Source organism: Mesorhizobium sp. M1396 (assembly GCF_040317725.1).
Lineage (GTDB): Bacteria > Pseudomonadota > Alphaproteobacteria > Rhizobiales > Rhizobiaceae > Mesorhizobium.
Genome location: NZ_JAMYLA010000056.1, coordinates 18034 through 44611, shown reverse-complemented (window position 1 = coordinate 44611; position 26578 = coordinate 18034). Strand labels below are relative to the sequence as shown.

General features: G+C 63.3%; 24 protein-coding genes. 19 read left to right on the top strand and 5 right to left on the bottom strand.

All coding sequences use genetic code 11. The annotated features are described in order from the left end of the window. The first annotated feature begins 362 nt into the window (after positions 1–362). Positions 363–2087 (top strand): dihydroxy-acid dehydratase, encoded by a 1725-nt coding sequence (gene ilvD / locus NKH02_RS28235; protein ID WP_352882973.1) that lies wholly within the window; start codon positions 363–365, stop codon positions 2085–2087. Then, entirely contained in the window at positions 2074–2913 is an 840-nt protein-coding gene (locus tag NKH02_RS28230) for a tetratricopeptide repeat protein (protein ID WP_352882971.1), read from the top strand. Before ilvD ends, NKH02_RS28230 begins: the two co-directional genes overlap by 14 nt. A gap of 31 nt (positions 2914–2944) precedes the next feature. On the opposite strand, the gene NKH02_RS28225 is transcribed toward NKH02_RS28230, so the two are convergent. The 4 genes from NKH02_RS28225 to erpA are packed head-to-tail and all read right to left on the bottom strand — an operon-like array spanning position 2945 to position 4870. Next, positions 2945–3244 carry a hypothetical protein gene (locus NKH02_RS28225; RefSeq protein WP_352871276.1) on the bottom strand — a complete coding sequence of 100 codons (300 nt, stop codon included), beginning with the start codon at positions 3242–3244 and terminating at the stop codon, positions 2945–2947. A gap of 60 nt (positions 3245–3304) precedes the next feature. Continuing rightward, positions 3305–4108 (bottom strand): exodeoxyribonuclease III, encoded by an 804-nt coding sequence (gene xth, locus NKH02_RS28220; protein ID WP_352871275.1) that lies wholly within the window; start codon positions 4106–4108, stop codon positions 3305–3307. A 17-nt stretch (positions 4109–4125) separates the two neighbouring features. Beyond that, a complete protein-coding gene (locus NKH02_RS28215; protein ID WP_352871274.1) occupies positions 4126–4521 on the bottom strand; it encodes a VOC family protein in 396 nt (131 codons plus the stop codon). Between the two features lies 1 nt (position 4522). Then, positions 4523–4870: an iron-sulfur cluster insertion protein ErpA gene (gene erpA / locus NKH02_RS28210; RefSeq protein WP_027024881.1), complete on the bottom strand. Its 348-nt coding sequence runs from the start codon at positions 4868–4870 to the stop codon at positions 4523–4525. Positions 4871–4974: 104 nt separating this feature from the next. Between erpA and NKH02_RS28205 the strand changes: the two genes are divergently transcribed. From NKH02_RS28205 to NKH02_RS28145, 13 genes are all read left to right on the top strand, one after another. Beyond that, positions 4975–6189, top strand: a complete 1215-nt coding sequence (locus NKH02_RS28205) for a deoxyguanosinetriphosphate triphosphohydrolase (protein WP_352871273.1) — start codon at positions 4975–4977, stop codon at positions 6187–6189. 62 nt (positions 6190–6251) lie between these two features. After that, entirely contained in the window at positions 6252–8009 is a 1758-nt protein-coding gene (argS, locus tag NKH02_RS28200) for an arginine--tRNA ligase (protein ID WP_352882970.1), read from the top strand. Between the two features lie 103 nt (positions 8010–8112). Then, positions 8113–11538, top strand: a complete 3426-nt coding sequence (locus NKH02_RS28195; protein WP_352882969.1) for an SPOR domain-containing protein — start codon at positions 8113–8115, stop codon at positions 11536–11538. Positions 11539–11669: 131 nt separating this feature from the next. Further along, a complete protein-coding gene (gene nagZ, locus NKH02_RS28190; protein WP_352882967.1) occupies positions 11670–12689 on the top strand; it encodes a beta-N-acetylhexosaminidase in 1020 nt (339 codons plus the stop codon). A gap of 61 nt (positions 12690–12750) precedes the next feature. Continuing rightward, positions 12751–13551, top strand: a complete 801-nt coding sequence (locus NKH02_RS28185) for a segregation and condensation protein A (RefSeq protein ID WP_023757623.1) — start codon at positions 12751–12753, stop codon at positions 13549–13551. Continuing rightward, on the top strand, positions 13548–14315 hold the full coding sequence (gene scpB, locus NKH02_RS28180; RefSeq protein ID WP_352882966.1) for an SMC-Scp complex subunit ScpB: 768 nt from the start codon (positions 13548–13550) through the stop codon (positions 14313–14315). Before NKH02_RS28185 ends, scpB begins: the two co-directional genes overlap by 4 nt. 169 nt (positions 14316–14484) lie before the next feature. Further along, complete coding sequence (locus NKH02_RS28175) at positions 14485–14706, top strand: twin-arginine translocase TatA/TatE family subunit (RefSeq protein WP_013531295.1); 222 nt, start codon at positions 14485–14487, stop codon at positions 14704–14706. A gap of 29 nt (positions 14707–14735) precedes the next feature. Continuing rightward, entirely contained in the window at positions 14736–15536 is an 801-nt protein-coding gene (gene tatB / locus NKH02_RS28170; RefSeq protein ID WP_352882964.1) for a Sec-independent protein translocase protein TatB, read from the top strand. Continuing rightward, positions 15533–16408 carry a twin-arginine translocase subunit TatC gene (gene tatC / locus NKH02_RS28165; protein WP_352882963.1) on the top strand — a complete coding sequence of 292 codons (876 nt, stop codon included), beginning with the start codon at positions 15533–15535 and terminating at the stop codon, positions 16406–16408. The genes tatB and tatC overlap by 4 nt, the downstream gene beginning before the upstream one ends. Positions 16409–16595: 187 nt before the next feature. Then, positions 16596–17900, top strand: a complete 1305-nt coding sequence (gene serS, locus NKH02_RS28160; RefSeq protein ID WP_352882961.1) for a serine--tRNA ligase — start codon at positions 16596–16598, stop codon at positions 17898–17900. Further along, complete coding sequence (gene surE / locus NKH02_RS28155; protein WP_352655206.1) at positions 17900–18658, top strand: 5'/3'-nucleotidase SurE; 759 nt, start codon at positions 17900–17902, stop codon at positions 18656–18658. The genes serS and surE overlap by 1 nt, the downstream gene beginning before the upstream one ends. Continuing rightward, positions 18655–19308 carry a protein-L-isoaspartate(D-aspartate) O-methyltransferase gene (locus NKH02_RS28150; RefSeq protein WP_352871261.1) on the top strand — a complete coding sequence of 218 codons (654 nt, stop codon included), beginning with the start codon at positions 18655–18657 and terminating at the stop codon, positions 19306–19308. The genes surE and NKH02_RS28150 overlap by 4 nt, the downstream gene beginning before the upstream one ends. A gap of 239 nt (positions 19309–19547) precedes the next feature. Beyond that, entirely contained in the window at positions 19548–21068 is a 1521-nt protein-coding gene (locus tag NKH02_RS28145) for a peptidoglycan DD-metalloendopeptidase family protein (RefSeq protein WP_352882960.1), read from the top strand. 118 nt (positions 21069–21186) lie between these two features. On the opposite strand, the gene NKH02_RS28140 is transcribed toward NKH02_RS28145, so the two are convergent. After that, complete coding sequence (locus NKH02_RS28140; RefSeq protein WP_352882958.1) at positions 21187–22062, bottom strand: ATP-binding protein; 876 nt, start codon at positions 22060–22062, stop codon at positions 21187–21189. A gap of 283 nt (positions 22063–22345) precedes the next feature. Between NKH02_RS28140 and yajC the strand changes: the two genes are divergently transcribed. The 4 genes from yajC to NKH02_RS28120 are packed head-to-tail and all read left to right on the top strand — an operon-like array spanning position 22346 to position 26550. Further along, positions 22346–22684, top strand: coding sequence for a preprotein translocase subunit YajC (gene yajC / locus NKH02_RS28135; protein WP_027024896.1), 339 nt, complete (start codon positions 22346–22348; stop codon positions 22682–22684). 51 nt (positions 22685–22735) lie between these two features. Further along, a complete protein-coding gene (gene secDF, locus NKH02_RS28130) occupies positions 22736–25285 on the top strand; it encodes a protein translocase subunit SecDF (protein WP_352882956.1) in 2550 nt (849 codons plus the stop codon). Positions 25286–25313: 28 nt separating this feature from the next. Then, complete coding sequence (locus NKH02_RS28125; RefSeq protein ID WP_352882954.1) at positions 25314–25706, top strand: Mth938-like domain-containing protein; 393 nt, start codon at positions 25314–25316, stop codon at positions 25704–25706. 1 nt (position 25707) lies between these two features. Continuing rightward, positions 25708–26550, top strand: a complete 843-nt coding sequence (locus tag NKH02_RS28120) for a phytoene/squalene synthase family protein (protein WP_352882953.1) — start codon at positions 25708–25710, stop codon at positions 26548–26550. Positions 26551–26578: the final 28 nt, after the last annotated feature.

Here is a 26578-nt window from a genome sequence, read left to right as displayed (position 1 = left end):
CGATCATGCCCCCGTGTCGTCAAAAGGCTACCAGCCAAATATCCTGTCAGAACACTGAAGGTGCCTAAGTGAACTGCATTAGGGCATTGCCCGGCCTTTTCTGTTTGCGCCGGCCATCGTGGGCGCTGCCGTATCCAAGCTGCGTTGCATATTAGCCGCACCTCTTTCACCTCATACGATTGTGACGTTTCGGCAACACTTTCTGAACAACCCCTGCGCTAGAAGTCAGCCAGAGGAAATTGCCCATTTCCCGCCATAAACCCGGCGCACCTCGATCTTGTCTCGGGATACGCGCCAAAAGGCTCGGCGATGGGGCAGGCCGCACCGCCCCGTTTCAAGGAAGATGTGGGGCAAGGAAGAGTATGGACGCCAAAGTCATTTCCAAGGCTAAGCTCCCCAGCCGCTATGTGACCGTCGGTCCGGCGCGTGCGCCGCACCGTTCCTATCTCTATGCGATGGGCTTGTCGGCGGCCGAGATCGCGCAGCCGCTGGTCGGCGTCGCATCCTGCTGGAACGAGGCGGCGCCCTGCAACATATCGCTGATGCGCCAGGCGCAGGTGGTCAAGAAGGGCGTCGCGGCCGCCAGCGGCACGCCGCGCGAATTCTGCACCATCACCGTCACCGACGGCATCGCCATGGGCCACCAGGGCATGAAGTCGTCGCTGGTGTCGCGCGAGGTCATCGCCGATTCAGTCGAACTCACCATGCGCGGCCATTGCTACGACGCGCTGGTCGGGCTGGCCGGCTGCGACAAGTCGCTGCCCGGCATGATGATGGCCATGGTGCGGCTCAACGTGCCGTCGATCTTCATTTATGGCGGTTCGATCCTGCCCGGCAGCTATCGCGGCCGCCAGATCACCGTGCAGGATGTGTTCGAGGCGGTCGGCCAGCACTCCGTCGGCACGATCGATGATGCCGAACTTCTCGAAATCGAGCAGGCGGCCTGTCCGTCGGCCGGCTCCTGCGGCGCCCAGTTCACCGCCAACACAATGGCCACCGTCGCCGAGGCGATCGGTCTGGCGCTGCCCTATTCCTGTGGCGCGCCGGCGCCCTACGAGATGCGCGACCGTTTCAATTTCGCCTCGGGCGAAAAGATCATGGAGTTGATCGCAAAAAACATCCGGCCGCGCGACATCGTCACGCTGAAGGCGCTGGAGAACGCGGCGACCGTGGTCTCGGCCACCGGTGGCTCGACCAACGCGGCACTCCACCTGCCGGCGATCGCGCACGAGGCTGGCATCAAGTTCGACCTGTTCGACGTGGCGAAGATCTTCGAGAAGACGCCTTACATCGCCGACCTCAAGCCGGGCGGCAAATATGTCGCCAAGGACATGTTCGAGGCAGGCGGCATCCCGCTGCTGATGAAGACACTGCTCGATCACGGTTATCTGCATGGCGACTGCCTTACCGTGACTGGCCGCACTTTGGCCGAAAATATGGAGCACGTTGCCTGGAATGAGCATCAGGATGTGGTTCGCCCGGCCAACAAACCTATTACCCAAACCGGCGGTGTCGTGGGCTTGAAGGGAAACCTTGCCCCCGAAGGCGCGATCGTGAAGGTCGCCGGCATGTCGGAGTTGAAGTTCTCCGGCCCGGCGCGCTGCTTCGATTCGGAAGAGGAATGTTTCGAGGCGGTGACGCATCGCAACTACAGGGAAGGCGAGGTTCTCGTCATTCGTTACGAAGGGCCGCGCGGCGGCCCCGGCATGCGCGAAATGCTGTCGACGACGGCAGCGCTCTACGGCCAGGGCATGGGCGGCAAGGTGGCGCTGATCACCGACGGGCGGTTCTCGGGCGCGACGCGCGGTTTCTGCATCGGCCATGTCGGGCCGGAGGCAGCGGTGGGTGGTCCGATCGGGCTGCTCCGGGATGGCGATTTGATCTCGATCGACGCGGTGAACGGCACGATCGAGGTGGCATTGTCCGATAGCGAACTGGCGGCGAGGGCAAAGACCTGGAAGGCGCGCACGACCGACTATCAGTCGGGCGCGATATGGAAATATGCACAGACGGTAGGGCCGGCGCGCGATGGCGCGGTGACCCATCCGGGCGGTGCGAAAGAAACACACTGCTATGCGGACATCTGAGTTGTTGAGGTCGTCTGTCTTTTCGGCACTGGTCGTGGCCGCCACTTTTGGCGCGACCTTTGGCGCCGTGGGCCAGGCCATGGCCTTCGACGACAAGGTGTTCGACGACAAGACCGGCGTGAAGCCGCAGTCCAGTCCTTGGGCCGTGTTCCAATTCGGCTTCTCCGCCTACAAGAACGGCCACAAGGAACAGGCCGCCGAGGCCTACAAATATGCCGCCGAAAACGGCCAGATCGGCGCCACCTGGAAGCTTGCCCGCATGTATGCCGAAGGCGACGGCGTGGCGCGCGACGACTATGAGGCGTTCAAGTTCTTCTCGGAGATCGTCGACCAGGATGTCGAGCCCGGCTCGCCCGAGGAAAGCTATGTCTCCGACGCGCTGGTGGCGCTTGGCGATTATCTGCGCAAGGGCATTCCCGGCAGCCCGGTGACCGAGAACGAGGTGGCGGCCCAGGAATATTACATGCGCGCCGCCGCCAATTACCGCAACCCGAACGCGCAGTTCGAGATGGGGCAGATGTTCCTGAAGGGCGAGGGCGGGGTGAAGGCCAGCGTCAAGCAGGCCGGGCGCTGGTTCCAGCTTGCCGCCGAGAAGGGCCATGCCGGTGCCCAGGCGACGCTGGGCCACCTGTTGTTCCAGAGCGGCAAGATCGTCCGCGGCCTGGCGATGATGACGGCGGCGCTCGAACGCGCTTCGCCGGCCGACCAGCCCTGGATACGCGGCATGCAGGAAGAGGCATTTGCCACCGCGGGCGAAGCCGACCGCCGCACCGCGATCTCGCTGGCCGATGACATCATCACCAAGGGCGGCAACGCGGACCAGTAGTTTCGCGCCAGCCTCACCAACAAAATCTTGATCAGTTCTCTGTCGGTTCCGTCGGCACCATGCTGGGCGCCGGCGTCGAGATCGGCGTGGGGTGTAGGTGCGGCGCCATCGTGTTTGCGGGGCAGCTGTCGCCGACCTTTGTCCACGAGGTGTTGTTGAGCACCATGTCGCAGCGGGCAAGATGGCTCTGGTCGCCAACCGTCAGGCAGGCGACCTGGCCGAGCTGATAGGATTTTCCATTGGCCAGGCATTCCTGATCGGCAAGTGCCGAGGCAGGAGCAGCCATGGCAAATGCCAGGCCGATCGGACAAAGATGAAATCGTATGGTCATGGAACCCCAGCCGCCATGCTGCCCCGCAATGAACTGCTCGAAATGTGGCGATATGAGGGTTTAGCCGTTGTCAGCTGGCCGCAGCGCAAGGTCGATCGCCACCGGTACGTGATCCGACGGCTTTTCCCAGGCGCGGACATGCTTTTCGATCGAGGCCGATGAGAACCGGTTGGCGGCTTCCGGCGACAGCAGCAGATGGTCGATGCGGATGCCGTTGTTCTTCTGCCAGGCGCCTGCCTGATAGTCCCAGAACGTATAGGTGTCGGGCGCGTCGGTGACCGCGCGCACCGCCTCGGTGAAGCCAAGGTTGAGCAGCCGGCGGAAGGCCTGCCGCGTCTGCGGCTGGAACAGCGCATCGCCCAGCCAGTTCTCCGGAAACCGCGCGTCGATCGGCTCGGGGATGACGTTGTAGTCGCCGGCCAGCACCAGCGCCTCTTCGAGCTTCAGGCGCTCTTCAGCCCAGCGCTCCAGCCGCGCCATCCAGGACAGTTTGTAAGGGAACTTCTTCTCGTCATCGATCGGGTTGCCGTTCGGCAGATAGAGCGAGGCGACGCGCAAGGCGCCCTTGTCGGTCGAGAAAACGCCTTCGATGAAACGCGCCTGTTCGTCGGCATCGTCGCCAGGCAGGCCTCTGACAACTTCGTCGAAGCGCAATTTCGACAGGATGGCGACACCATTGAAACCCTTCTGGCCATGGGTTTCGACATTGTAGCCGAGCGCCTCGATCTCGGCGCGCGGGAACTGCTCATCGACCGTCTTGATCTCCTGCAGGCAGGCGATATCGGGCGCGCTTTCGGTCAGCCAATGGGTCAGGTTGCCGATGCGGGCGCGCACGCCGTTGATGTTCCAGGTGACGATTTTCATGACGGTCCCGATGCTGCTCAGTTGGGCTCTTGCGGCGGATGGCGTTCGACGAGCCCGATCGTATTGCCAGCCGGGTCCTTTAGGAAGGCCATCCATTCGGTTTCCCCCGCCGGGCCGAACTGGCCCTCGCTGTCACGATGGACAAGCGTCGGCGTCGCGGTGAAGGGGACGCCGGCCGCCGCCGCCGAGGCGTGGAAATCGTCGAGGCCCGATATGTCGAGATAAACGGTTCCGGCCGGGATGCCGTCGGTGAACAACAGCCTGATATCGCCAGCCATGATGAATGCGATGCCCGGCGGATCGAAGCGCGCATGCAGGCTCATGCCCAGCACGTCGCGCCAAAAGGCCAGAGTTGCATCGAGGTCGCGGCCGGCCGACAGCGCGATCTGACGGACCGCGCCGATGGCGGGCATTCTATATGGAAAAGCTCGTGCCGCAGCCGCAGGAGGCGACGGCATTCGGGTTCCTGATCTGGAACGACTGGCCCATCAAATCGTCGACGAAATCAATCACCGAGCCGCCCATATAGACCAGCGACAGGTCGTCGATCAGCACGGTGGCGCCATCCTTCTCGATGGCGACGTCATCGTCGTTGCGCGTATCGACCAGATCGAACTTGTAAGAAAAGCCCGAGCAACCGCCGCCTTCGACCGAAACGCGCAACGCCGTCTTGCCGGCCTCGCCCGAGACAATCTTCGCGATCCGCCTGGCGGCGGCCTCGGTCATGTCGACTTTCATGGCAGTCTTGGCATCCGCGCCCATGGGCGTCACCTTGCTTTCGGTTTCACATGATAGGTATGAAGCGAGAGGGGCCAAGTCAACCAGGCCAAATCATCTGGACCAAGTCAACCGCGGCGGCATCAGCCATGACCAATGAGTTGGGCGACATCGGATTCGGCTATCGGCCACGCGCCGCCTATGCCTGCGATCCGGCAAAGTCGCGCGGGCGGCTGTTCGACGAGGTGGAAAGCCCAACCCGTACGCCGTTCCAGCGTGATCGCGACCGCATCATCCATTCGACGGCCTTCCGCCGGCTCAAGCACAAGACGCAGGTCTTCATCGCGCACGAAGGCGACCATTACCGCACCCGGCTGACCCATTCGATCGAAGTGGCGCAGATCGCGCGCGCCCTGGCACGGGCGCTGCGCGGCGACGAGGATCTCGCCGAGGCGGTCGCACTGGTGCATGATTTCGGCCACACGCCGTTCGGCCATACTGGCGAGGACGCGCTGAACGAGAAGATGGCCGCCTGGGGCGGCTTCGACCACAACGCGCAATCGCTGCGCATCGTGACCAGGCTGGAGGCGCGCTACGCCGAATTCGACGGGCTCAACCTGACCTGGGAAACGCTGGAAGGTCTGGTCAAGCACAATGGACCGCTGACGGACGCCAACGGTCAAGATCTGAAAGGGCCGGTGCCGCAGGCGATCCGTGATTATTCGCAGCTGCACGATCTCGAACTGGACCGGTTTGCCGGCATCGAGGCGCAATGCGCGGCGATCGCCGACGACATCGCCTACAACAACCATGACATCGACGACGGGTTGAGAGCAGGGCTGCTGACGCTGGACATGCTGGAGATGGTTTCGCTGCCCGGAACCATTCTGAAAGGCGTGCGCGGACGCTATCCCTCCCTCGACGACGTGCGCACCGGCCATGAACTGATGCGGCGGCAGATCACCGCCATGGTCGAGGATGTCATCGTCTCCACCACTGCCAATCTGGAACGCATCAGGCCGCAGAACTCCGATGCGGTGAGAGCAGCAGGCGAGACGATGGTGACTTTCTCGGCCGAAATGGCCGCCTTCGAGAAAGAACTGAAGGCCTTTCTTTACAAGCATCTCTATCGGCACGCGGAAGTCATGCGGGTGCGCGCGGACGCCGAGCAAATCGTCAAGGATCTGTTCGACGCCTATTTCGCTGATCCGCGCGCCATGCCGGACGGCTGGCGCGAGGGGCTGGATCGGGCCGACGATCGCATCAAGGCGCGCAGCGTCACCGACTTCCTGGCGGGTATGACCGATACCTATGCGCTCAAGGAACACCGGCGTTTGTTTGACCATACGCCTGAATTGAGCTAGGGCGGGCTCGATTTTGCCGGCCAACGAGCCGGATTCCCTGTAAAGCCACCAGAGCCAGTCCCATGAACATCTTCGCCGATTTCACCGCGCGAATCATAAAAGCTGTCGAAGCGCTTGATTTGAAAGACAGTAACGGCGTTTCGCCGGATCTGTCGCGCATTGCCGTCGAGCCGCCGCGCGACGCCAGCCATGGCGACCTGGCGACCAATGCGGCGATGGTGCTGGCCAAGCCGACCGGCCAGAATCCGCGCGCGCTGGCCGAAAGACTGGCGCAGGCGCTGCGTGAGGACAAGGATGTCGCCGCCACCGAAGTGGCCGGTCCTGGTTTCGTCAATCTCCGGCTGAAGGACGGCTTCTGGCAGACGCATCTGACCGCACTGCTTGGCGAGGGCCGCAACTATGGGCGCTCGACGGTTGGTGGTGGCCGGAAAACCAATGTCGAATACGTCTCGGCCAATCCGACGGGGCCGATGCATGTCGGCCATTGCAGGGGTGCCGTGGTCGGCGACGCGCTGGCCAACCTGATGGCCTTCGCCGGCTACGACGTGACCAAGGAATATGTCATCAACGATGCCGGCTCGCAGATCGACGTGCTCGGCCGCTCGGTCATGCTGCGCTACCGGGAGGCGCTTGGCGATGATATCGGCGAGATTCCGGCCGGGCTTTACCCCGGCGATTATCTCGTCCCTGTCGGTCAGGCGCTGGCCAAGGAGTTCGGCCGCTCGCTCCTGCAGATGCCGGACGACGAGGTGCTCGCCATCGTCAAGGACCGTACCATCGATGCGATGATGGCCATGATCCGCGAGGATCTGGCGATGCTCAACGTGCATCACGACGTGTTCTTCTCCGAGCGCACACTGCATGCCGACAATGCCAGGAAGATTCGATCGGCGATCAGCGATCTGACGCTGAAAGGCCATATCTACAAGGGTAAGCTGCCGCCGCCCAAGGGCGAGAAGCCCGAAGATTGGGAGGACCGCGAGCAGACGCTGTTCCGTTCGACCGCGGTCGGCGACGACATGGACCGGGCGCTGGTCAAGTCCGATGGCTCATTCACCTATTTCGCCGCCGACGTCGCCTATCTCAAGGACAAGGTCGATCGGGGCTTCATCGACCTGATCTATGTGCTCGGCGCCGACCATGGCGGTTATGTCAAGCGGCTGGAAGCGCTGGCGCGGGCGATCGCCGGGGACGAGGTGAAGCTCACCGTGCTGCTTTGCCAATTGGTGAAACTGTTTCGCGACGGCGAGCCGGTGCGCATGTCGAAGCGGTCCGGCGATTTCGTGACGTTGCGCGAAGTGGTGGAGGAGGTCGGCCGCGACGCGATCCGTTTCATGATGCTCTACCGCAAGAACGATGCGCCGTTGGATTTCGATTTCGCCAAGGTGACCGAGCAGTCCAAGGACAACCCGGTGTTCTATGTGCAGTATGCCTCGGCGCGCTGCCATTCGGTGTTCCGGCAGGCGAGCGAGCAATTGGGTGAAGCCAATTTCGACCGCAACAGCCTGGCGTCCGCCGTGGCTTTGCTGACCGACGAGGGCGAGATTGGCCTGATCCGCAAGCTTGCTGAATATCCCCGCCTGATCGAGTCCGCGGCACTTGCGCTCGAGCCGCACCGGCTGGCATTTTACCTCTATGATCTGGCTTCCAGCTTCCATGGACACTGGAACCGTGGCACGGATAATCCGGACTTACGTTTTGTTAAGGTTAACGACCGACAATTGACGCATGCCAGACTAGGGCTGGTGCAGGCTGTTTCGGACGTCTTGACGTCCGGCCTGACGTTGATCGGAGCCGCCGCGCCCACCGAAATGCGTTAGGTTTGACTAAATAACCTGTCACCTTTTGCCCACATTGCGCTGGTAAGGGCCAACCCTACGCGACGTCCATGGCGTCCGAATGAGTGCGAGTTCGGGAACAATAATGGCAGACAGAACCCAGCTGAGAGTATCCGACAACAACGACATCACTGACGATGATCCGTTCGCGGAACTGACCAGGATCATGGGGTTCGACCCGCGCCAGCCGGTCAAACCGCAGTCGCCCGCCCAGCCGAAAGCCCCAGCCGCCGATCACGTGGCGGAGGAGGGCGATTTCGATATCGATCTCGAGAAGGAAATAATGGGCGAGTTCGGCGCTGACGACAGCGACGCCGCCCCGGTTGCCGAGGCTCGTGAGCCGACTTTCGAGCATGAGCCTGCATTCGAAACGGCTGATGCCGGCGCAATGGACGATGACGAGCTTTTGGTGTCGCTCGACGACGATTTCCATCTGGACATGACTGATGTCGACGACCACGCCGTCGGCGATACGGCCGCCGCCGAAACCGCGCCGTCTGTCGAGCCGGCTTTCGACGCTGATTTCGACAATGCCGTCGCCAGTTCGCTTGAGGATGTCTCGCCCTTCGAGGACGACCAGCCGATGGCGGACGAGCTTGCCGCGTCGCTAGACCAGGACGTCCGGATCGATGAGGAGGCCGAAGAGGCCCCGCACGCTGTTGCCGTTGCCGACGCGCCTGCTGTCGAGACGGCCGCCTCGGATCATGAATTCGACGATGCGGTTGCGATCTCGCTCGAAGACGAGCTGATGCTCGACGACCATTCGGTGGCGGAACAGGCCTACACGGCTGCCGATCCCGCCGAGTATCCCCTGCCGGAGCAGGCGGCCGCGCCTGATGGCCAAGCCTCCGACGAGAATTTTGCCTCCGACGAGAATTTCGCCGGCCACTTCGACGACTCCATGGCCGATGTCGACATGGATTTTGACGTTCGCGCTGATGAGCCGGTCGTATCCGAGGAGCCGGAAGCGCATGATATGCTCGCCGATAGCGCGGATGCGAAGGGCGAGACTCCCAGCCCTGAAGCTGCGTCGGTTGAAGCTGCGTCGGATGATGCTTTCGACCTGAACTTCGACGACACGTTTGCCGAGACGGTCGAAGAGCCGGTCGCCGAAATCGCCGCCGCTGCGCTCCAGCCGGCGGCACCAGAAGCCAATGTCGCACCCGCGGTGCAAGCCCCGATCGCGGACGAACGAAGCCTGGAAGACGAGTTGAATGCGCTGCTGGGTGCCATGACCGCGCGCACGACGCCCCTGGCCAAAGTGGAGCCAGTCATGGCTCAGCCGGCTGACGCCGCTCAGTCGCACGTCGTCGAGGCCGCCGAGACCACCGAGGAACCGGCCGATCTTGTCGGCGACCTCGACTGGGATCTTGAAGAACCCGCGCCTGATCAGCCCCAGCACCTTGGCACCGCCCAGGCAGCCGATGCGGATGTCGACGATCTTCTGCCTGATGAACTTGAGGATCCGGGCTCGGACGTCGCCGGACATGGCGATGTCGATTTCGACAATGATGCGTTCGACGCGGCTTTGGCCAAAAGCCTGGATCCGCGTGGTGATGCGTCCGCTTCCCGGGACAATTCGGCGGATTCTCTCGATTGGCTGGCGAAGCGTTCCACGCCGCCCGAGCCAGCCCGTTCGTGGAGCCGCGTGACGCCGGTTCCGCAGCAGCCGTCATTTAGCGCTCAGTCTGCGTTTAGCGCTCAGCCGGTCGCTTCGATGGCGTCCGTGGCCGCAGCGCCGGCAGTCGCCGCGGTGACGTCCTACCGTTCGGCCGAGCCGGCCGAGACCGTCGCCCCTGTATCCGCGCCGCCATCGCGCCAGTCCGCTCAATACGAAGAGATGCCCGATGTCGAGACGGTCGATGTGCCCGAGCGTGTCGTGGCGCTGGCGGACGATCTCGATATTCCAGAACTGCACTTCGAGGAAGATCAGCCGGCGACGTCTGGCTATGACGATCTCGACGCCGAGTTCTCCAGCCTTCTCTCCGAGATGAACGCGGTGGAGGTCGCTGCCGCTCCCACAAGCAACGCGGCCGGCGCGTCTTACGATGATGACTCCTACGCCGCGGGCTTCAAACCGGGCTATGACAGCGTCAAGCCGGGCTATGACAGGGTCAAGCCGGGCTATGACAGGGTCAAGCCGGGCTATGACGGGGTCAAGCCGGGCTATGAGCCGGAAGCCCGGACCTATGCGGCGCGGCCGATGGAAGTGTCTGCCCGCGCGGCGGCTCCAACGGGTTATGCCGATGCCGCCGACGGCTTCGATCTCGACAGTCTGCCCGGCAACCAGCCGGTTTCACAGGCGGACGATTTCACCGTCGATGAACTCGACTACGATCCTGAACACGATGAGGCGATGGCTGTTCCGGGCCTCGGCGAGCGTGAGGCAGCGAGGCCTTCGCGCGGGCGTGGCCTGTTCATCGCCGCGATTGTCGGTGCGGTGGCGGTCGCAGGCGGCCTCGGTGCCTTTGCGCTGACTTTCGGCGGCAAGGGCGGCAGCGAGGCGCCGGTGATCGTCAAGGCCGACAACGCGCCGATCAAGGTCAAGCCGGAGAATCCGGGTGGGGCCGTGGTGCCGAACCAGGGCAACAAGGTCTACGACGCGGTCAGGGGCGCGAAGCCCGCCGAGCCGGTCCAGGAAAAGCTGGTCACCAACACCGAAGAACCGGTGGACGTGCAGGCGAAGGACCCGGCCCGCGCCATCGATCTTTCGCCGGACCAGAACGCAGCCGCCGCGGCCGCTGCTGGAACCGATGACGGCAACGCCGCGCCGACCGCCGGCGCCGCTTCGGCCGACAACACAGCACCCGCGCCCAAGTCCGAGGATCGCATCGCACAGGTGCTGCAGGAAGCCGACAAGGGCACCAATGCCGATGTCGTCGCCGTTGCGCCGCGCAAGGTGAGGACCATGGTGGTCAAGTCGGACGGTTCGCTGGTGCCGCGTGAGGATCCGGCGCCCGCCGCCCCGCAGATGGCGGCCGCGGAGCCGGTCGATCCAGCGCCGCAGCATGTTGCCCCGTCGGGGCAGGCTGACGCGGACCAGACCGGCACCGTGGCGCCCGCCGCCGCCCCGGCGGACGACGAGCCGGCTCTCAAACCGGTGGCTGCAGCCAGGCCCAAGGCCGAGGCCAAGGCGCAGTCGGCCAACACGCCGGCCAAGGTTCCGCTCGCGCCGCAGCGCCCGTCCGACCAGCCGGTCGATGTCGTCGGCGAGGTCAAGCCCGATCAGGTTGCGTCCATCGATCCGGCATCGACCGCGACCGGCGGTGGTTCGTGGTCGATGCAGATCGCTTCACAGCCGACGGTCGAAAGCGCCCAGTCCAGTTATCAGGATCTGCAGCGCCGCTATGGCAGCGTGCTCGCCGGCCGTACCGCCAACATCGTCAAGGCCGAGATCGCCGGCAAGGGCACGTTCTACCGTGTGCGCGTGCCAGCGCAGTCGCGCAACGATGCGATCAATTTGTGCACCAGCTACAAGGCCGCCGGCGGCAACTGCTTCGTCTCGCGCTAGAGCCGGGCCAACCAATCAAAAGCCGGCGCGGTGACCGCGCCGGCTTTTTTCATGGGGAAAGCAGATCTGGCGTTTGACCGCTTGTGATCCGGATGATTCCCTTTGATCGCGCGAAGCTTTAGACTTCTGACATGACCGAATCAAAATCCATGATCCTCGGCTGTGCCGGGAAATCGCTCACCCGCGAAGAAATCAATTTCTATCGCAATGAATGCCCATGGGCCTTCATCCTGTTTGCGCGCAACATCGGCGAGACCGAACAGATCCGCGATCTGGTCGCCGAGATGCGCGACTGTATCGGACGTCCGGACGCGCTGGTGTTCATCGACCAGGAGGGTGGGCGTGTGCAACGCCTGCGGCCGCCCCTGGCGCCGAACTATCCGGCCGGCGGCGCGCTCGGCGCGCTGTGGCGCGACGACCATGATGCCGGCGCCCGCGCGGCCTGGCTGATGGCGCGGCTGCATGCATTCGATCTGCTGCGTTACGGCATCACCGCCGATTGCCTGCCGGTGCTCGATGTCCCGATCGAAGGCGCCAGCGACGTTATTGGCGCGCGTGCCTATGGCAAGGACCCGCGACCGGTGATTGAACTCGGCCGCGCTGCGGCGGAAGGGCTGATGTCGGGCGGGGTACTGCCCGTCATGAAGCACATTCCGGGCCACGGGCGCGCCTTTGCCGACACGCATTTCGAGTTGCCTGTCGTCAACGCCTCGCTGAGCGATCTGCAGCGGCATGATTTTGCCCCGTTTCGGGAGCTCAACCATCTGCCGATGGCGATGACGGCACATGTCGTCTACAGCGCGATCGACCCCAACAATCCGGCGACCACCTCCGGCAAGGTCATCGACGAGATCATCCGGCGCGAGATCGGCTTCGACGGGCTGCTGATGAGCGACGACACGTCGATGAAGGCACTTTCTGGGGATTTCCCGACAAAGGCGGCCTCGATCCTTGCGGCGGGCTGCGATCTGGTCCTTCACTGCAATGGCGTTTTCGAGGAGATGGCCGGCATCGCATCGCGGACCACGGGGCTCGAGGGCACGTCGCTGGAGCGCGCAAGGCGGGCGCTGACCTATATTAAGAACCGCGACGCGGTGGAAGAAACCGAGATACGCGCTGAATTCGCCACCTATTTCGATGCGGTGGCTTAACAAAGGGAATTGAGAGGAAGTGGCGGAAACATTGGAAAGCAAGGCTGCAAAGGCCGCACCGATGGACCGTCTGTGGGCCGAGAATGACGATTCACGCGTCACCGGCGACCCGTCGCTGGTCGTCGACGTGGCCGGCTTCGAAGGCCCGCTCGATCTTCTGCTGCATCTGGCTCGCACCCAGAAGGTCGATCTGGCGCGCATTTCGATCCTGGCGCTGGTCGAGCAATATCTGACCTTTGTCGAGACGGCGAGGGCGCTCAGGCTCGAGCTTGCCGCCGACTATCTGGTCATGGCGGCGTGGCTGGCCTTCCTCAAATCGAAGCTTCTGATCCCCAAGCAGCCGGGCGACGAAGGCGAAAGCGGCGAGGAACTGGCGGCGGTGCTGCAGTTCCGGCTGAAGCGGCTGGAGGCCATGCGCGACGCTTCGGCGCGCCTGGTCAACCGCAATCGGCTCGGCCGTGACGTGTTCGCGCGCGGCATGCCGGAAATGGTCATCGTCGAAAAGCGCAACGCCTATTCAGCCTCGCTCTACGATCTGCTCACTGCCTATGCCCAGCAGCGGCAGAAGCAGGCGATCAACAATGTGACGATCGCCAGGCGCGGTGTCTGGTCGCTCAAGGACGCGCGCGATATCCTGACCCGCCTGGTTGGGGCTCTGCACGACTGGGCAACGCTGGAAAGCTTTCTGATCGTGTACATGACCAGCCCCGAGGAGCGGCGCACGGCGATCGCCAGCTCTTTCGCGGCCACGCTGGAACTGGTGCGCGAAGGCACGATGGACATGCGGCAGGACGAAGTCTTCGCGCCGATCTATCTGCGCGGCCGCGCACAGGCAATCAAGGCAGTCGAGGTGGCATCATGAGCGAACGCGCCAACGCTTCGGTTATCCCTTTCAAGGTCGGCGATGAACCCGAAGAGGAGTCGCTTTCCCGGGATCCGGCCGAGCAACAAATGCAGAATCCGGCCGAACGGCTGCATCTGGCGGAAGCGGTACGCATGGCCGAGGCTATCGTGTTCGCCAGTGCCGAGCCCGTCAGCGAAAAGCAACTTGCGGCGCGGCTGCCGGACGGCATCAGTATCGCCCTGGCCATGACCGAGCTGCAGCAGATCTACGCGCGGCGCGGCGTCAATCTGGTGCGTGTCGGCGATGCCTGGGCATTCCGCACGGCCGGCGATCTGGCTTTCCTGATGAGCCGGGATACTGTCCAGCAAAGGAAGCTTTCCCGTGCGGCGCTCGAAGTGCTGGCGATCATCGCCTATCACCAGCCGGTGACGCGCGCCGAGATCGAGGACATCCGAGGCGTCGAAACCTCGAAAGGCACGCTCGACACGCTGCTGGAAACGGAATGGGTGCGCATGCGCGGCCGGCGCAAAACGCCGGGGCGCCCTGTCACCTACGGCACCACCGAGACCTTCCTCGACCATTTCGCGCTGGAGGAGATCCGCGATCTTCCCGGCATGGAGGAACTCAAGGGGGCCGGACTGCTTTCGGGCCGCATGCCGTCGAATTTCGCCATTCCGGTTCCTCCGTCCGATCCTGATGCGTTGACCGACGACGAGGATGCGCTGACCGACATCGATCTTGAAGAACTCGGCCTGCTGACGCCGCGCGTCACGGAAGATTGACTGGCATTGGCCGCCGATCTGTCGAGGATGCGCGGATTCGTAGCGGGCCATCGCGTTGAAAATGCGTGACATCCGCCACCCTTTCATAAACTCTGTCGCAGTTGTGTTTGAATCCCAACGCGAAAACGCATAGATCATCGCCAGGGAAAACATTCGAGAGAGATTTGTTATGGGTTCATTTTCGATTTGGCATTGGATGATCGTGCTGGTGATCGTGCTGCTGGTGTTCGGCCGCGGCAAGATTCCCGAGCTGATGGGCGACATGGCCAAGGGCATCAAGAGCTTCAAGAAGGGCATGGCCGACGACGACGTTGCCGAAGACAAGCGCACCGTCGAACATCGCGCCGACGAGACCGTTGCGGCCGCGAAGGAAAAAGCCAGCAAGAGCTGAGCCACAGGTTCTAGTCGGAACAAAGTGCCATGTTTGAAGTCGGCTGGACCGAAATGCTGGTCATCGCGATCGTCATGATCGTGGTCGTCGGACCCAAGGATTTGCCCAATATGCTGCGCACCTTCGGCCGCACGACGGCGAAGCTGCGCGCCATGGCGTCCGATTTCCAGAAACAGTTCAACGAAGCGCTGAAGGAAGCCGAGCTCGACGACGTCAAGAAGTCGGTCGACGAGCTCAGAGGCCTCAGCCCGATGGCCGAAATCAGGAAGCAGCTCAATCCGTTCGAACAGGCCGCGGCCGACGTTCGCTCCGGCGTCGACGCGGCGATGAAGCCGAAGCCGGCGGCGGACCCGGCAATGCCTGCCGCTTCGACCCCGCTGGCCGCCGAGCCGTTGAAGAATGGCGCAACGACCATGCCTGGCGTCAACGGGCCGGACGCAGTACCGGCAGCGCCGATTTTCCCGGCAATGACCGATGAATCGGTGGTGACGGCGTCAGTGCCGCCAGAATCAGTTGTGGCGCCGAAGGCGTCAGCGGCGAAGAAAGCCAAGCCTGCGCCGGCAAAGGCGATGCCGGTGGTAAAAGCGCAGGCGAAGGCTTCGGCGAATGGCGCAAAAGTTTCTGCGCCGGCGAAAGCGGAGATTGCCAAGGCAACGCCTCTGCCCAAGGTGCCGGCCAAGCCCGCGACGGCGGCAAAGGCTGAAACGCCCAAAGCCGCGAAGCCCATTGCGGCCAAGGCGATCGCGAGCAAGACCGTGGCGAAAGCCGATTCGAAGCCTGCTCCGGCGAAGAAGCCGGCGGCCAAGAAGACGGCGGGAGCCGCCAGGTGAGCGTTTCGGACAAGGAAAAGGACGAGATCGAGAAATCGTCGGCGCCGCTGATGGAGCATCTGATCGAGCTGCGCCGGCGGCTGATCTGGTCGATCGGCGGCTTCTTCGTCGCCTTTCTCGTTTGTTTCTTCTTCGCCAAGAAGCTGTTCAACCTTCTGGTGATCCCGTTTAAATGGGCGACGAAGTGGGCGGGGCTCGATCCGCACAAGGTCGAGCTGATCTACACCGCTCCGCAGGAATTCTTCTTCACCCAGGTGAAGCTGGCCATGTTCGGCGGCATGGTGATCGCCTTTCCGCTGATCGCCACGCAGATCTACAAGTTCATCGCGCCAGGCCTCTACAAGAACGAGCGCAACGCCTTCCTGCCGTTCCTGATCGCATCGCCGATCCTGTTCCTGATGGGGGCGTCGCTGGTCTATTTCTTCTTCACGCCGATGGTGATGTGGTTCTTCCTCGCCATGCAACAGGCCGGCACCGACGATCAGGTGCAGATCTCGCTGCTGCCGAAAGTGTCGGAATATCTCAGCCTGATCATGACGCTGATCTTCTCCTTCGGCCTGGTGTTCCAGCTGCCGGTGGTGACCAGCCTGATGACGCGCGTCGGCATGCTGTCATCCAAGGGGCTGGCCGAGAAGCGCAAATGGGCGATCGTCATCGCCTTTGTCGTCGCTGCCGTGCTGACGCCACCCGATCCGATGAGCCAGATCGGCCTCGCCCTTCCGACCATCCTTCTCTACGAGGTCTCCATCTGGGCTGCCCGATTGATCGAGCGCGATCAGGAAAAGCAGCGCGTGGCGCGCGAGAAGAGGGACGCGGCGGAAACCGTGGCGGACAAAGCACCGGAAGAGCCTCCGGCGCCTGCCGCCTCGTAACACCGGGCTGCGTGGAAAACGGCAGCCGCGGCCTAGCCTCATCTTGCATCGATCAAGGATGCGGTTTACGCCCTCTGGCTGAAACGCATCGCTATCAAGCGATGCGTTTCAGTTTTGTTTTGAGCGTGTCGTTGTCCCAAAACCGCTGCGCACTTTGGGCGACATGCTCCCTGAGGACGGATGAACCATGCTTGACATCAAATGGATTCGCGACAACCCGAAGGCCCTTGTCGAGGCGCTGGTCAAGCGCTCGTGGTCGGCGGGTGAGGCGCAGTCCACTGTCGACGGGCTGATCGCCTCGGACGAGGCGCGGCGCGAACACGTCACCGAGCTGCAGACCAGGCAGGAGCGCCGCAACGCCGCCTCGAAGGAGATCGGCAACGCCATGCGTTCGGGCGACGCGGCACTTGCCGAGAAGCTGAAAGCCGAGGTCGGCGAGATCAAAATCTTCATCCAGAACGGCGAGGCGCGCGAGCGCGAGCTCGACAAGGCGCTGACCGATGCGCTGGCGGTGCTGCCCAACGTGCCGTTCGATGACGTGCCTGTGGGCAAGGACGAGCACGACAATGTGGTGAAGCACATCGTCGGCAAGGTGCCAACGCGTCCGAATTGGGTGAAGGAGCATTTCGAGATTGGCGAAGCGCTTGGCATGATGGATTTCGAGCGGGCGGCGAAGCTGTCAGGCTCGCGCTTCACGATCCTGAAAAGTGGTCTGGCGCGGATGGAACGCGCGCTCGGCCAGTTCATGCTCGACTTGCACACGACCGAGCATGGCTACGAAGAAGTCATCCCGCCGCTGATGGTCAAGGACGACGTTCTGTTCGGCACCAACCAGTTGCCGAAGTTCGAGGAAGATCTGTTCTTTACGTCGCACGGGGAGGGCCGGCTTGGCCTGATCCCGACCGCCGAAGTGCCGCTCACCAATCTTGTGCGCGAGGAGATCACCGCGCATGAAAAACTGCCGCTGCGCTACACCGCGCTGACGCCTTGCTTCCGTTCGGAAGCGGGCTCGGCCGGGCGTGACACGCGCGGCATGCTGCGCCAGCACCAGTTCTACAAGGTCGAGTTGGTGTCGATCACCGACCAGGAATCATCGCTCGCCGAGCACGAGCGGATGACGCAATGCGCCGAGGAAGTGCTGAAGCGGCTCGGCCTGCCCTTCCGCACCATGACGCTGTGCACCGGCGACATGGGCTTTGGCGCGCGCAAGACCTACGACATCGAGGTCTGGCTGCCAGGCCAGAACGCCTATCGCGAAATCTCGTCCTGCTCGGTGTGCGGCGATTTCCAGGCGCGCCGCATGGACGCCCGCTACAAGGACAAGGACGGCAAGGGCAACCGCTTCGTCCACACGCTCAACGGTTCGGGCACCGCGGTTGGGCGCGCGCTCATAGCCGTCATCGAAAACTACCAGAACGAGGATGGCAGCGTAACCATTCCTGAAGTGCTGCGACGTTACATGGGCGGTCTGGAAAAGATCGAATCGAAATAATGCGCATCCTCCTGACCAATGACGACGGCATTCATGCCGAGGGCCTGGCGTCGCTAGAACGCGTCGCGCGCACGCTGTCCGACGATGTCTGGGTGGTGGCGCCGGAGCAGGACCAGTCGGGCTACGCGCATTCGCTGTCGATCTCGGAACCGCTGCGGCTGCGCAAGATCGGCGAGAAGCACTTTGCCGTGCGCGGCACGCCGACCGATTGCGTCATCATGGGCGTCAAGAAGATCCTGCCCGGCGCACCCGACCTGATCCTGTCCGGCATCAATTCCGGCGCCAACATCGCCGACGACGTCACCTATTCCGGCACCGTCGCCGGCGCCATGGAAGGCGCGCTGCTCGGCATCCGCTCGATCGCACTCAGCCAGGGCTACAGCTATGTCGGCGAGGATCGCGTCGTCCCTTATGAGACGACCGAAGCGCTGGCGCCGGCATTGCTGAAGAAACTGGTCGCGACGCCGTTGCCGGACGGCGTTTTGCTCAACGTCAATTTTCCGAACTGCCTTCCCGAAGAGGTCGCCGGGACGGTGGTCACATCGCAAGGCAAGTTGGTGCACAGCCTGTGGGTCGACGAGCGCCGCGACGGGCGCGGCCTGCCTTATTACTGGCTGCGTTTCGGCCGCGAGCCGGTCGAAGGCAAGCAAGGCACCGACCTTTACGCTCTCCGCAACAGGCTGGTGTCGGTGACGCCATTGCAACTCGACCTCACCGCGCATGAAATCCGTGACCAACTGAGCAAGGCGCTTGCATGAACCAGGGGATCGATGACCGCGAAGGCTTTGCCGCCTTTCTGCTGCGCCTGCGCGGCCGGGGGACGGTGCCGAAGGCATTGATCGCGGCCTTCGAGGCGACGCCGCGGCGCGGCTTCCTGGCGGCCCAATTCCATCAGATCGCCTGGTCGGACCGCATGCTGCCGATCGAATGCGGCGAGGCGATCGAAGGCGCCGACATGCAGGCGGCGGTGATCGCCGCACTCGCCATCGAGCAGGGCAATCGCGTGCTCGAGATCGGGACCGGCTCCGGCTATACCTCGGCGGTGATGTCGCGGCTGGCGGCGCGGGTCGTCACCACCGATCGCTACAAGACGCTCGTCGAGCAGGCCAGGCAGCGCTTCGAGGCGCTCGGTATCGGCAATGTCATCGTGCGCCACGCCGATGGTTCCGGTGGGCTGCCGAATGAAGGGCCGTTCGATCGCATCGTCGCCTGGGCGGCCTTCGACAGCCTGCCGCGCTTCCTGCTCGACCAATTGTCGAGCGGCGGCATCGTCATCGCCCCGATCGGACCCGAGGAGGGCGAGCAGGTGCTGGCCAAGCTGACCAAGGTCGGCAGCCGGTTCGAGCGTGAGGACATCGGCCTTGTCCGCTTGCAGCCTATCCTGCGCAGCGTGGCCGCCGTCATCTAGGGGCGCTGATATTCAGGTGGTGCCGGTCTGCAAACGGCAGCTTCCTGCGCAAAAGTACGCTCCGCTCCGGTTCTCGGAACCCAGCGTTTTCGACTCGGCCTGACCTGAATCTCAACACCGCTCCGCGCCTTGTAATATTTTAAGAAAAATTGCGTCGAATTCCATGGGGTTAACCGTCGAGTAACATTAACGCGCTTTAATCATGCCTAGTTTGTACCGGGTATGTGCGGGTTAGTGCGATGCAACTCAGTGTTTTGAAGACAAACGGACGCAACCTGCTGCGAGGTTGCGCTGTCCTCATGGTCGCCGGTGCTGCGGCGGGGTGCAGTTCCCAGGTTTCGCGATTCAATGGCGTCGACGACGTCTTTACATCCTCGACCAACAATCAGCGCACCATCATCAACAAGCAGGATGCCGTGCAGCAGCCCTATCCGGGTGATGTCGCGGCCGCTCCCATCGATGGCAGCCACACACAGTCGGTCAGCCGCTCCAGCCTCGATCCGGTTTCGACGCGGCCATTGCCGCCGCCCGTTGCCCAGGCGCAGCCGGCTCCCGCACTGGCGCCCGCCGCGAAGCCGATGCGCACCGCTTTGGCTCCGGCACCGCATGTTGACAGGACCACGACCGGCACCGTCGCTCCGGCCGCATCGCCCTTCAAGGTTGCCCAGCCCGATGAACCCCGCGTGGCGCCCTCTGGTAAGCCGCATGCAACCGAGATTGTCGTTCGGGACGGCGAAACGATCGGCGGCCTGGCGCAACGTTACAAGGTACCGTCCGACGTGATCATGAAGGTCAACGGGCTGAGCGCGACCAAGGGGCTGAAGACCGGCCAGAAGCTGATCATCCCGGCCTATGCCTATTCGAGCAAGGGCGAGCCGAAAGTCGCCGATGCCAAGCCGGCGAAAGACGGCAAGCACGATCAGCCGGCCACGGCACCAGAAAAGGTCGCGGTGCTGCCGCAGCAGCCGAAGCTGAAGGAGGGCAAGTCCGCCGCTCAGGTCGACACCTCAGCCGCCGCAAACCAGCCCAAGGAGCCCAAGCCGCAGATTGCCGCGGCCAAGGCGACCAACGCGGCTGGGACCTACACGGTCCAGTCGGGCGATACGCTTTCGTCGATTGCCAGGAAGACCGGCGTCGGCGTCGTTGCGATCAAGCAGGCGAACGGCATGCAGGATGGATTGCTCAAGATCGGCCAGACCTTGAAGGTGCCGGCCGGTGGGACCGCGACCGTCGCCAGCGCCAAGCCGGCCAAGATCGATCCGGTGACCACGGCCACCACCCAGCCCGCCGCAAAGGTCACGCCGTCGGAAACGCTGGCGTCCTACACGCCGCCGAAGAAAGATTCGAAAGTCATCCAGCAGGCCGAGGACGATGACGCCGTCGCGCCTGACGCCACCGGCATCGGCAAGATGCGCTGGCCGGTGCGCGGCCGCGTGATTTCCGGGTTCGGGTCGGGCAAGGACGGCGTCGACATCGCCGTGCCGACAGGAACGCCGGTCAAGGCGGCCGAGAATGGCGTCGTCATCTATGCCGGCGACGGCCTCAAGGAATTCGGCAACACGGTGCTGGTGCGCCACGAGAATGGCCTGGTCACCGTCTACGGCCACGCCAGCTCGATCGAGGTGCAGCGCGGCCAGAAGGTCAAGCGCGGCCAGGAAATCGCGCTGTCGGGCATGAGCGGAACGACGGACTCGCCGAAGCTGCACTTCGAAGTGCGCAAGAATTCGGCCCCGGTCGATCCGTCCGGCTATCTCGAATAGTCGGGGGCTATCTCGAATAGAAGAAAAAAAGCAATTTGCGGGACGTCTGACCTCCAGTCCGCCCGCCGGCTCAGCCCGCTCCGCAAGGGGCGGGCTTTTTCAGTTGGTTGCGGGCAGATCAATCCTTGAGCGGCTTGCCGAGCCGTCCGGCCAGGTCCTGGGTGAACTGCCAGGCGACGCGGCCCGAGCGGCTGCCGCGTGTCGTTGCCCATTCAAGCGCTTCGGCGCGCAACTGCTCGGGATTCATGTCCAAGCCATGATGGCGGACATAGCCGTCGATCATGTCGAGATACTCGTCCTGCGAACATTTGTGGAAGCCGAGCCACAGGCCGAAACGGTCGGACAGCGATACCTTTTCCTCGACCGCCTCGGACGGGTTGATGGCGGTCGAGCGCTCATTGTCGATCATGTCACGCGGCAACAGGTGCCGGCGGTTCGAGGTGGCGTAGAAGATGACATTGACCGGGCGGCCCTCGACGCCGCCTTCGAGCGCTGCCTTCAGCGACTTGTAGGAGGTGTCATCGTGGTCGAAGGAGAGGTCGTCGCAAAACAGGATGAAGCGGAAGGGGGCCGCCTTCAGCAAGCCCATCAGCTTCGGCAGCGTGTCGATGTCCTCACGGTGGATTTCGATCAGCTTCAACGGCAGGTCGGACTTGGCCTTGGCGTTGATCTCCGCATGCACGGCCTTGACCAGCGACGATTTGCCCATGCCACGCGCGCCCCACAACAACACGTTGTTGGCTGGATAGCCGGCGGCGAAGCGTTCGGTGTTGTCGACGAGGATGTCGCGGACGCGGTCGACGCCACGGATCAGGCCGATGTCGACGCGGTTGACCTTGCGCACCGGCTCCAGATAGCCCGGATCGGCCTGCCAGACGAAGCAATCGGCCTCGCCGAGGTCGGTTTGGGGCACCGGCGGTGCGGCGAGGCGGCTCACCGCCTCGATCAGCCGGTCGAGTTTCTGGTTCAAGGCTTCAATGCTGCTGTCGGTCATGTCGGTCTTTTGTTTTCTCGTTTTTGACGTGCGGGAGCGTGAGCCTGCCCGATTGCGTCGGGTTCGAAACCGGTTGCAACCTTTTGTTCGAGCGGGATCTTTTCGCAAAACCGGCTCGCGCTTTTCGCGATCATGCTCTAACACGGCTCAACAGGCCGGAAAAGCAGCCGATTTGGCTGGCCGCGCAGTTGCATTGACAACTTTACCGACTATATTCCGGCCAAATTTCAAGGGGCCGCCAAATTACGGTTTGGCGGCTGTTTTCCAATTCAGGAGTACCTCGATGTTCGTGACACCGGCATACGCCCAAGGTATCGGCGCCTCTCCCGACATGTTCATCAGCATTTTGCCGTTTGTCCTGATTTTCGTGATCATGTATTTTCTGATCATCCGGCCGCAGCGCACGCAGCTGAAGAAGCGCGGCGAGATGCTGGCGGCGGTCCGTCGGGGCGATACGGTCGTCACCGGCGGTGGTTTCGTCGGCAAGGTGACCAAGGTGATCGACGATAACGAGCTCGAGATCGACCTCGGCGGCGGCACCAAGGTGACCGCGCTGCGTTCGACGATCGCCGATGTGCGCGTCAAGGGCGAGCCGGTGGCCAACCAGAACGCCAAGAAATAATCCAATTTTAGGCGGAGCGATCCGCCAGCATGCCCTGACGGACGACGCCATATGCTGTATTTTTCGCGCTTCAAGATGATCCTGATCTGGGTGGCCGTGGCCATCACAGTGATCCTCGCCGCGCCCAATCTCATTCCCGCAAGCACCTTGGCCAAGCTTCCCGACTGGGTGCCGAAGCGGCAGATGACGCTCGGCCTCGACCTGCAGGGCGGCTCGCACATCCTGCTGGAGATGAATCAGAACGATCTGATCAAGGACCGGCTGGAGACGACGCGCGACGAAATCCGCACGCTGCTGCGCGACGCCAAGATCGGCTATACTGGCCTTGCCGGCACGGGGCGGACCTTGCAGGTCCGCATCACCGATCCCGCTCAGGTCGATGCCGCCAAGACAGCACTGAAGACGCTGACCGATCCGGTCGCTGCCGGCCTGTTCACCGGCGGCTCCATCCAGGAAATGACGCTGGACGATTCCGAGCCCGGCCTGCTCAAGTTCAACGTCACCGACGCCGGCATCAAATACCGCACATCGACGGCGCTGACGCAGTCGATCGAGGTGGTCGAGCGCCGCGTCAACGAACTCGGCACGACCGAACCCATCGTGCAGCGGCAGGGCGACGACCGTATCCTTGTCCAGGTACCGGGTCTTCAGGACCCGCAGCGGCTGAAGGAGATACTCGGTCAGACCGCCAAGCTGACCTTCCAGATGGTCGACCAGTCGATGCCGGTGCAGGACGCGCTCAACGGCCGTCCGCCCGCCGGTTCGTCGGTGCTCTATTCGCAGGACGATCCGCCGGTCCCGTATCTGATCGAGAACCGCGTCATCGTTTCGGGTGAAAACCTCGTCGATGCGCAGGCGACATACAATTCGCAGAACAATGAGCCAGTGGTCTCGTTCCGCTTCGATTCGAAGGGTGCCGCGCGCTTCGGTCAGGCGACCTCACAGAATGTCGGCAAGCTGTTCGCCATCATCCTCGACAATCAGGTGATCTCGGCGCCACAGATCCGTGAGCCGATCCTCGGCGGCACCGGCCAGATCTCGGGTAACTTCACCGCTCAGAGCGCCAACGACCTTGCCGTGCTGCTGCGCGCCGGCGCCTTGCCCGCGACGCTGACGGTGATCGAAGAGCGTACGGTTGGCCCGGGTCTCGGTCAGGATTCGATTCATGCCGGCAAGGTCGCCGGCATCATCGGTTCGATCCTGGTCGTCGTGTTCATGTTCGTTGCCTATGGATTGCTCGGCTTCCTCGCTAACATCGCGTTGGCGGTGCACGTGGCGATGATCGTCGGGCTGCTGTCGCTGCTCGGCGCGACACTGACCTTGCCAGGTATCGCCGGTATCGTGCTGACCATCGGCATGGCGGTCGATTCCAACGTGCTGATCTACGAGCGTATCCGCGAGGAGCGGCGTGCCGGCCGCTCGGTGATCCAGGCGATCGACACCGGTTTTACCAAGGCGCTGGCGACCATTGTCGATTCCAACATCACCTCGCTGATAGCGACCGTGGTTCTGTTCTATCTCGGTACCGGACCGGTGAAGGGCTTTGCCATCACGTATGCGATCGGCATCCTGACGACCGTCTTCACCGCGTTCACCTTCACCCGTCTGCTGGTCTCGATCTGGCTGCGCCGTGCTCGCCCGAAGGAGTTGCCGCGTGCGCCGGTGACCTTCGTCCCGCCCGGCACGAAAATTCCGTTCATGGGAATCCGTCGCTGGACGTTCACGCTGTCAAGCGCGCTGTCGATCCTGTCGGTGGTGCTGTTCATGACGGTCGGCATCAACTACGGCATCGACTTCAAGGGCGGTTCGCTGATCGAGGTTCAGGCCAAGAGCGGCAATGCCGACCTCGCGGACCTCCGCGCGCGGCTGACCGAACTCAACATCGGTGAGGTGCAAGTCCAGCAGTTCGGTACGCCGAATGACGTGTTGATCCGTGTCGGGACGCAGGATGGCGGCGAGAATGCCGAGCAGACCGTCATCGACAAGGTGCGCGGCGAACTGCAGGACAGTTATGACTTCCGCCGCGTCGAAGTGGTGGGACCGACCGTCTCGGGCGAGCTCGCCAAGCAAGGCACGATCGCCATGCTGATCGCGCTGCTCGGTATCCTGATCTATGTCTGGTTCCGTTTCGAATGGCAGTTCGCGGTCGGCGCCATCGTGGCGACGGTGCACGATGTGGTCATGACACTTGGCTTCTTCGTCATCTCCGGGCTCGAATTCAACCAGTCATCGCTGGCGGCGATCCTGACCATCATCGGCTATTCGCTGAACGATACGATCGTGGTCTATGACCGTGTTCGAGAGGATCTGCGAAAATACAAGCGGATGCCGCTGCCGCAACTCTTGAACAACGCCATCAACGAGACGCTGTCGAGAACGACGCTGACCTCGGTGACGACGATCCTGGCGTTGCTGGCACTGGTGCTCTTCGGCGGCGAGGTGATCCGCTCGTTCACCATGGCGATGCTGTTCGGCGTCGTCTTCGGCACGTATTCGTCGATCTTCATCGCAGCACCGCTGCTGATCCTGTTCAAGCTGCGGCCGCAAGCTACGGCCGACGAGGAGAAGCCGGCCGGCGGCGGCAAGGCGGTCGCGACCTGACGCGCCGCCCGCAAGGGGTGACAAAACGGTGACCAGCAAAGGCATCGTCATCCGCGAGGCGCATTTTCCCGGTCGAGCGCCGATCGAAGCCTACGGCAATGGCGGGTTCCGCTTTGCCGACATGTCGCATCGCGGCTCGCTGCTCTGCCTGCCATCCGGCATCCATGGCTGGGAACCGGCGGATCCTCTGGCGCTGACGGTAGCGGATTTCGACAAGCTGCTGGCGCAAGCCGACAGGATCGAGATCCTGCTGGTCGGCATGGGCAGGGATCTCAGGCCATTGCCCGCCGCACTGCGGGCCGCGCTGAAGGCGGCCGGCATTGCGTCCGACCCGATGTCGACCGGTGCAGCGGTACGGACCTACAATGTCCTTCTGGCGGAAGAGCGCGCCGTGGCCGCCGCGCTCATCGCCGTCGACTGAGATGTCCCAGAATGCCAAAATTGTCATGGACGCGGTGCGCGCCGCCGATCACGACCGCTATCTGACCGCCCTTTACGCGCCGGCGGACAAGCGCGACGCGCTGTTTTCGCTCTATGCCTTCAATGCCGAGATCGCAGGCATCCGCGATCGCATCCATGAAGCGTTGCCGGGCGAGGTGCGCCTGCAATGGTGGCGCGATGTCATTGCCGCCGGCGGGGAAGCGGGCGCCGGCCACCCCATAGCCGAAGCCTTGAATGCCACCATAGCGACATTCAACCTGCCGAAGCCGGCCTTCGAGAACATGCTCGATGCGCGCATCTTCGACCTCTACGACGACCCGATGCCGTCGCGCACCGATCTGGAGGGCTATTGCGGCGAGACGGCCGCGGCGCTCATCCAGCTTGCGGCGATGCTGCTCGACCCTGGCGAGGCGCCACGCTTTGCCGAACTGGCGGGCAGGGCGGGCTGCGCGCAGGCGATGACCGGCCTGTTGCTGTTATTGCCGCTGCACCGCAAACGCGGGCAGTGTTTTATCCCGGCCGATATCCTTGCCGCGGCGGGATCGTCGCCGGCAGAGTTCGTCACTGCCGACGGTGGTCTTGGCGCCAAACGCGCGGTGGCGGCGATGATGGCGCTGGCGCGGGAGCATCTCACCGCCTTTGAGCAAGGCGCTGCGGCGTTGCCGGTCTCGCTGCGCCCGGCATTTCTGCCGCTGGCCCTGTCGCGCGCCTACCTCACGAAAATGGAGCGCGGCTCGCCGCTCGACGGCGTGGCGCGGCTGTCGGCCTTGCGCCGGCATTGGCTGTTGTTGCGTCGCGCGAGCAAGGGCTGGCCAGCACTTTGACGTAAACGTCAATCATGCCGGAGGTGAG